Annotated in this window: 7 protein-coding genes and 3 tRNA genes; 5 read left to right on the top strand and 5 right to left on the bottom strand. The window is 67.1% G+C overall.

Features of this window, described 5'->3' with window-relative positions; all coding sequences use genetic code 11:
- Positions 1-224: 224 nt before the first annotated feature.
- Both AB0J04_RS20555 and AB0J04_RS20550 read left to right on the top strand, forming a co-directional pair.
- Positions 225-413 carry a helix-turn-helix domain-containing protein gene (locus AB0J04_RS20555; protein ID WP_363169943.1) on the top strand — a complete coding sequence of 63 codons (189 nt, stop codon included), beginning with the start codon at positions 225-227 and terminating at the stop codon, positions 411-413.
- The gene (locus tag AB0J04_RS20550; RefSeq protein ID WP_363169942.1) at positions 413-1,657 is read left to right on the top strand and encodes a site-specific integrase; all 1,245 of its coding nucleotides are present in this window, start codon (positions 413-415) and stop codon (positions 1,655-1,657) included. Before AB0J04_RS20555 ends, AB0J04_RS20550 begins: the two co-directional genes overlap by 1 nt.
- A gap of 141 nt (positions 1,658-1,798) precedes the next feature.
- On the opposite strand, the gene AB0J04_RS20545 is transcribed toward AB0J04_RS20550, so the two are convergent.
- Together AB0J04_RS20545 and AB0J04_RS20540 are read right to left on the bottom strand one after the other, a co-directional pair.
- Complete coding sequence (locus AB0J04_RS20545; protein ID WP_363169941.1) at positions 1,799-2,122, bottom strand: hypothetical protein; 324 nt, start codon at positions 2,120-2,122, stop codon at positions 1,799-1,801.
- Between the two features lie 16 nt (positions 2,123-2,138).
- Positions 2,139-2,723, bottom strand: a complete 585-nt coding sequence (locus tag AB0J04_RS20540; RefSeq protein WP_363169946.1) for a polymorphic toxin-type HINT domain-containing protein — start codon at positions 2,721-2,723, stop codon at positions 2,139-2,141.
- Between AB0J04_RS20540 and AB0J04_RS20535 the strand changes: the two genes are divergently transcribed.
- Both AB0J04_RS20535 and AB0J04_RS20530 read left to right on the top strand, forming a co-directional pair.
- Entirely contained in the window at positions 2,696-3,529 is an 834-nt protein-coding gene (locus tag AB0J04_RS20535) for a hypothetical protein (protein ID WP_363169940.1), read from the top strand. The two genes, AB0J04_RS20540 and AB0J04_RS20535, sit on opposite strands and share 28 nt — an antisense overlap.
- Positions 3,451-4,515, top strand: a complete 1,065-nt coding sequence (locus tag AB0J04_RS20530) for an FG-GAP-like repeat-containing protein (RefSeq protein ID WP_363169945.1) — start codon at positions 3,451-3,453, stop codon at positions 4,513-4,515. Before AB0J04_RS20535 ends, AB0J04_RS20530 begins: the two co-directional genes overlap by 79 nt.
- Positions 4,516-5,096: 581 nt before the next feature.
- On the opposite strand, the gene AB0J04_RS20525 is transcribed toward AB0J04_RS20530, so the two are convergent.
- The 3 genes from AB0J04_RS20525 to AB0J04_RS20515 all read right to left on the bottom strand — a co-directional run bounded on the left by AB0J04_RS20525 (position 5,097) and on the right by AB0J04_RS20515 (position 5,491).
- A tRNA-Ile gene (locus AB0J04_RS20525) sits at positions 5,097-5,170 on the bottom strand.
- A 169-nt stretch (positions 5,171-5,339) separates the two neighbouring features.
- Positions 5,340-5,412, bottom strand: a tRNA-Asn gene (locus AB0J04_RS20520).
- A gap of 6 nt (positions 5,413-5,418) precedes the next feature.
- Positions 5,419-5,491: transfer RNA gene (locus AB0J04_RS20515), tRNA-Asn, on the bottom strand.
- Positions 5,492-5,649: 158 nt separating this feature from the next.
- On the opposite strand from AB0J04_RS20515, the gene AB0J04_RS20510 reads away from it, so the two are divergent.
- The gene (locus AB0J04_RS20510) at positions 5,650-5,955 is read left to right on the top strand and encodes a YtxH domain-containing protein (protein WP_363169939.1); all 306 of its coding nucleotides are present in this window, start codon (positions 5,650-5,652) and stop codon (positions 5,953-5,955) included.
- The last annotated feature ends 45 nt before the right edge of the window (positions 5,956-6,000 follow it).

The raw sequence follows: 6,000 nt of genomic DNA, 5'->3' as shown, positions 1-6,000 counted from the left end.
TCGTACTGGACGTACTTGGGCTTTCGGCCGGTGCGGCGAGAGTGCGTGCCGGGCGTCGCGACGGGGCGAACGTTGCCTGCCGCGGCACTAGCCGCAAAACGGCAGACCCGACCCGAGCAACCAACCCGAACCTGGCACTCGGACTGCCCCGGTGACCGCGCCGGTCACCCGGTCGGTCACTCCACTCATCGGCTGACCGGTGCTGCCCGGGCGGGGGCCGTCGCATGACTGCCGGCACCGACCCCCTCACCGTCCCCCAGGTCATGGAACGCCTCCAACTCGGCCGCACCGCCGTCTACGACCTCCTCCGCACCCGCCAACTCCCCTCCCTCACCCTCGGCCGCGCCCGCCGGATCCCCGCACACGCCCTGACCGACTTCATCCGCACCCGCCTCGACCAGGAAGCCGCCTGATGACCACGCGCCGTGCCACCAGCCCCTCCCGCCGCGTGCGCGCCAACGGCGACGGCACCGTCTACCAGCGCAAGGACAGCCGCTGGGAAGCCGCCGGATACGTCCTCGCCCCCGGCAACACCCGCAAGCGCATCCGCGTCTACGGCACCACCCGCAAGGAAGCTCTGGCCAAACTCACCGAGAAGATCGCCGCCAGCAACCGCGGCCTCCCTGTGCCCTCCGCGCAGGGCAGCGTGGCCGCGTACCTGACGTACTGGCTGGAGAACGTCGCCGTCCACCACCTCCGTGAGAACACCCACACCCGCTACACCGCCTGCGCCAACCAGTACCTCACCCCCGGCCTGGGCAAGAAGAAGCTCACCAAGCTCACCGCCAAGGACATCCGCACCTGGCTCAACCAGCTCCGCACCACCTGCCAGTGCTGCACCCGCCGCATCGACGCCCGGCGCGACCAGCCCCGCTGCTGCGCAATCGGCCAGTGCTGCTCCAAGCTGCTCTCTCCGCTGACGCTGAACTACATCCACTCCGTGCTCAAGTCCGCCCTGGAGCACGCCGTCCGCGAGGAGGAGATCCCGCGCAACGTCGCCCGCAACGTCCGCACCGGCACCCCACGGCCCCGACGCTTCGAACCCCTCACCGCCGACGAAGCCCGTCAGCTCCTCACCGACGCGCAAGGCCACCGATTGCACGCGCTGTTCGAACTCGCGCTCCACACCGGACTCCGCAAGGGCGAACTCCTCGGCCTCCGCTGGGAAGACCTCGACCTCGACGCCGGCACCGCCGCCATCCGCCGTACCTTGCAGCGCACCAACACCGGCGGACTCACCACGCTGCCCACCAAGACCCGGGCCTCCGAACGCCGCATCGCCCTCCCCACCCGCTGCCTCCACTCGCTGAAGAACCATCGCGAACAGCAGCAACACGAGCGAGAGACTGCAGGCACCGCTTGGCAGCACAACGGACACGTCTTCACCACTGGCCAGGGCCGACCGATCGACCCGACCAACCTCACCCGCACCTTCCTCACGCTCCTCCGCAAGGCCGGCCTCCGCCGCATCCGCTTCCACGACCTCCGGCACTCCACGGCCACCCTGCTCCTGGAACAGGGCGTCGAACTCATCGTGATCAAGGAACTCCTCGGCCACGCCCACATCAGCGTCACCGCCACCGTCTACGCCCACGTCCGACTCCGCCTCCAGCACGACGCCATCGACCTCCTCGGCCGCGCCCTCGACCACCCCTGACGCACGCACGGCAACGGCGGCGGACACCTGGTGTCCGCCGCCGTTGCCGTCATCTACTGCCGTCAAGCTGCAAAACAGCTCCTGTAGGCGACATCGACAGGGGCCGCATCTTTGCGCTTGTCTGCGTCGCAAATCGGAAGCCTAAATTGGCTCGCCCGCCACTCCACTGAATCCGACGAGGCCGTTCCTCTTCGCCATGTCGAGAATCTCATGGAGATAGTCCAGTTGACGAACCGAGAGGGTCAGGAGGACGTATTTTCCAGCGTCATCCGGCTCCTCTTCCAGGTCGAATCGAGACGGCTCCAGAACGTCCTCCACATCTGGCCACCTGGTCAGCAACTCCTCCCGGAACCGCAGGACGTCAGGGCTCACGACAAGGTCGCTGGTGTCGCCCTCAGCAAGGCTGTCGAAGACTTCCTCAGGGTTCCCGGCAGAGCGCTTCCAGAAGCCGAAGTCACTGCTCACAAGCCATCCTCTCAGGTTAGGGGTTGCAGATTGGACACGCTGTACCGCGCCGGACGACCGAGGTTTCAAACCCGTACGTCTTCGCTAGCCATTCATCCTTCCTTCGCTGACCCCTGGTGTAATTCGATTTATTCACCTTCACCTCGTAAAGGTGAAGGTTTCCGTCTGGGTTCCTGACCGCGATGTCCACTTGACGCCTGCCGTAAGGGGTCCACAAGTCAAGTCCATTCCCGTAGCTCTCGCTATAGATATCGGACTTTTTGTAGAACTTCTCAAACGTCGCCGTCATTTCATCGACACCGGCAGCGCCGCGGGCTTTGTCGTGTTGACGAATTCCACAGTTGCTGTTGTGAACGAGGACCGGAGTCTCGCCCGCCAGCACATAGTACGTGTGGAGGTCGTTGGCGGTGAGGTTCCAACGATCGGCGGCGCCGGGTGTAATGCGTGTGGAGACGACGTAGGCGGGGTGGTTGGTGGAGGTGTTGAGGGTGTCGCCGCGCTGGAGTTCGCCGGCGGGAACCCACAGATGAGCGGTGTCATCCCAGAAGGGATGGTTGGCAGTGGTGTGGAGGGTTGCGGTTTCGCCGTCCTCGCCACGGATGGTGGGACGAGCCCGGCAATCCGCTCCCCGGCGCTTTCGTCGGCGTCGACAACGCGCTGCCGCTGGGCGGCACCAACCCCACCGGCACCGGAGACTGGACCGGCTGGACCATCACCAGCAGCCTCATCGACGGGCTGCCCGCACTGTTCGCCCGTAGCACCGGCACCCTGTACTACTACACCCCGCAGCAGCTGCAAGACCTCGCCTTCGGCAACTTGGTCACCCCGCTGCAAGTCGCGAGCAGCGGCTACAGCTCCGCGTCCCTGCCGGTCCTGCAGGCCGCCGACCTGAACGCCGACGGCACCCCGGATCTGCGAACCGTCTCCACCAACGGCGCCAGCACCGCGCGGATCTTCAACTCGGCCACCGGCACTCTGACGGCTCAGACGGCACAGACCCTGATCGCCCCCGGTCACGCCTGGCCGCTCGGCGACGGCACCGAGGGCAGCGCGGCCGGCGCCGCCGACACCTCCGCAGGACTGAACCTCACCGGCAGCGGCGCCGGCGCCTCGTGGGACAGCGACGACGTCTTCTCCCCCAACCTGGCTCTGGACGGCACCGCCACCGGTGCCATGACCTCGAACGCGGCACTGTCGACCTCGAGCGCCTTCACCCTGTCGGCCTGGGTCAACCCCGCCGCCGTGGGCGGCGTCGTCGCCTCGCAGGACGGCGTGCACAACTCCGGCTTCCTGCTGTACCCCCAGTCGACCGGCAATGGGCGTTCTGCCTGGCCACCGGTGACGCCACCCGCGGCTACGACTGCACAGCCGGCGGCAGCGCCATCATCGGCCAGTGGACCCACCTGACCGCCACCTACGACCCCACGACCAAAGCCACCACGCTCTACATGGACGACCGTCCAGTGGCCCGCGGCTCCCACACCGCCATCTCAGGCTTCACCGGCAAGTTCACCCTGGGCAACAGCCTCAACAACGACGCCCGCGCCTCGTACTTCAAGGGCAACATCTCCGACGTACAGGTCTGGAACGGGGCCGTCCTCACCGCCACCCAGGTCGGCACCATGGCCAACATCACCCTTCCCAAAGCCCCCTACAGCTTCGCCGACGTCGCCGACTACAACCGCGACGGCAACCCCGACCTGGTCGCCACCGACGCCACCGGCAGCCTGTGGCTCTACCCCGCCAACGGCAACGGCGGCTGGTCCAGCGCCCCCACGTACATCGGCTCCGGCCTTTCCACCTACACCTTCGCCGGGATCGGCAACTTCAACACCGATGTCTACCCCGACACCGTCGCCATGGCCCCCGGCGGCACCCTGCGCCTGTTCCCCGGCGACGTAGGGCACGACCTGCTCACCCCGGTCACCAACTTCCCCAGCGGCTGGAACGGCTACGCCTTCGCCGGCGTCGCCGACTTCAACCGTGACGGCAAAGCCGACCTGATCGGCCGCTATCCCGACGGCTCCCTGAGACTGTTCCCCGGCACCGGCAACGGTGCCAGCTTCGGAACATCCGTGCAGATCGGCACCGGCTGGGGCACCTTCACCTTCGCCGGCGTCGCCGACCTCAACGCCGACAACAACCCCGACGTCATCGCCCGCGACAGCACCGGCGCGCTGTGGCTCTACCCCGGCAACGGCAGCAACGGCTTCGGCGCCCGCAGCCAGATCGGCACCGGCTGGAACCCGTACACCTTCGCCGGGATCGGCGACTTCAACGGCGACGGCAACCCCGACGTCATCGCCCGCGACGATGCCACCAGCATCCTGTGGCTCTACCCCCGCACCGCCACCGCCTTCAGCACCCGCCAGCAGATCGGCACCAGCTGGTAGGCGTCCGACCTCGCTCCGGGGCCGCCGAGCGCCGTGCCCCTGCCTCACCGTCTCGACGGCCCCGGAGCCCCCAGCACCACCCATGCCATCCCGCTTACGACCCCGCCAAGGATGACCTCCAGACCGGTTCGGGTCGAAGATCTCGTGATCAACGCGGCCATGCTGACGCCCGAACTGTCACGGCCTTTCAGAAGCCGCTGCACGTTCGGGGCCGTTTTCTGTTGGGGCCGTTTCCTTGATTCTCAGGACCCTCGCCGGACGTGCTCCTCGCAGGGCGACAGTCCCGCACGGCCACCACACGAGACGCCCTGAGCCACACGCAGACGACGCGCCGGCGAGCACCTCCCCGGCACTTCCCCGGTACCTTCGGCCTCAGGACGGCCTCAACCCTTGGCCCTGCCACAGCAGAGGCAAGCAGAACACGTCTCAGCCGCTACGCATCCATGCAGGTCAGAAGGGCATCAGCGGACACAGACCAGCGTGGTGCCAAACCCACGAGCAGCGGATTCAGTCCGCCCAGGCAAAGTTGACGCCCCGACACCCAAAAATGAACGTTTCCGCAGGTCAGGAGCCTGCACAGGTGGGGCGGGTGGGACTCGAACCCACGGCCGACGGATTATGAGTCCGCTGCTCTAACCGGCTGAGCTACCGCCCCATCGCGGCGTGTCGCGTACATGTGTGCGCGCCGTCTGCCGCAGCATAGCCGCTCATACGATCTCACGCTTCGGCTGGTGGACCTTGCACGACCATGAGGACTGCCCCTCTGGCCTGCGCGGTTCCCGCCGACATGAAAAAGGACCCCCACGGGGTCCTCGTTCACGCTGCTCTCCCGACTGGACTCGAACCAGTAACCTGCCGGTTAACAGCCGGCTGCTCTGCCAATTGAGCTACAGGAGATCGAAGCTCCCCCGACTGGACTCGAACCAGTAACCTGCCGGTTAACAGCCGGCTGCTCTGCCAATTGAGCTACAGGGGATTGCCTCGTTGCATCGATCGTACCTACCTGGGTATTCGCCAGGAAGCGCTCGCTCGCTGCGACACATACATTAGCGCAAGCAGGGGGGTGCTCCGCCAATCGGTTCCCCCCGGCGTCGAGGTCACGGCCGGGACCGTCACGAGGGAAGGGTGGCCGTCATGCGCTACAAGCTCACGTTCGTCGTCGGACTGGCTGTGGGTTACGTGCTGGGCACGCGTGCCGGGCGCGAGCGCTACGAGCAGTTGAAGAAGTCCGCGCGGCAGGTCGCCCAGAACCCCGCCGTGCGCAACACCGCCGAGACCGCCGCCCATCAGGGCCGCCAGTACGCGGGCAAGGCGTACCACGCGGTCAGCGACAAGGTCGGCGACCGGATGCCCGAATCGGTGTCGCACCGGGTGCGCGCACTGCGCGAGCGCAACGTCAACGGCGCGAGCGGGGACGACTGGGGCACCAGCAACACGTAGGACCTGGCCGGGGCAGGAGAGGCGCGGAATCCCAGCGGAAGTCCA

Origin of the sequence: Streptomyces sp. NPDC050263 (assembly GCF_040655955.1) — a bacterium.
Lineage (GTDB): Bacteria > Actinomycetota > Actinomycetes > Streptomycetales > Streptomycetaceae > Streptomyces.
This window is presented reverse-complemented; position numbering and strand designations above follow the sequence as displayed.

Bases quoted from the DNA above. Each gene is read 5' to 3' on its own strand.
- AB0J04_RS20510 (WP_363169939.1), top strand. From the start codon at position 5,650: ATGCGCTACAAGCTCACGTTCGTCGTCGGACTGGCTGTGGGTTACGTG.
- AB0J04_RS20550 (WP_363169942.1), top strand. From the start codon at position 413: ATGACCACGCGCCGTGCCACCAGCCCCTCCCGCCGCGTGCGCGCCAAC.
- AB0J04_RS20555 (WP_363169943.1), top strand. From the start codon at position 225: ATGACTGCCGGCACCGACCCCCTCACCGTCCCCCAGGTCATGGAACGC.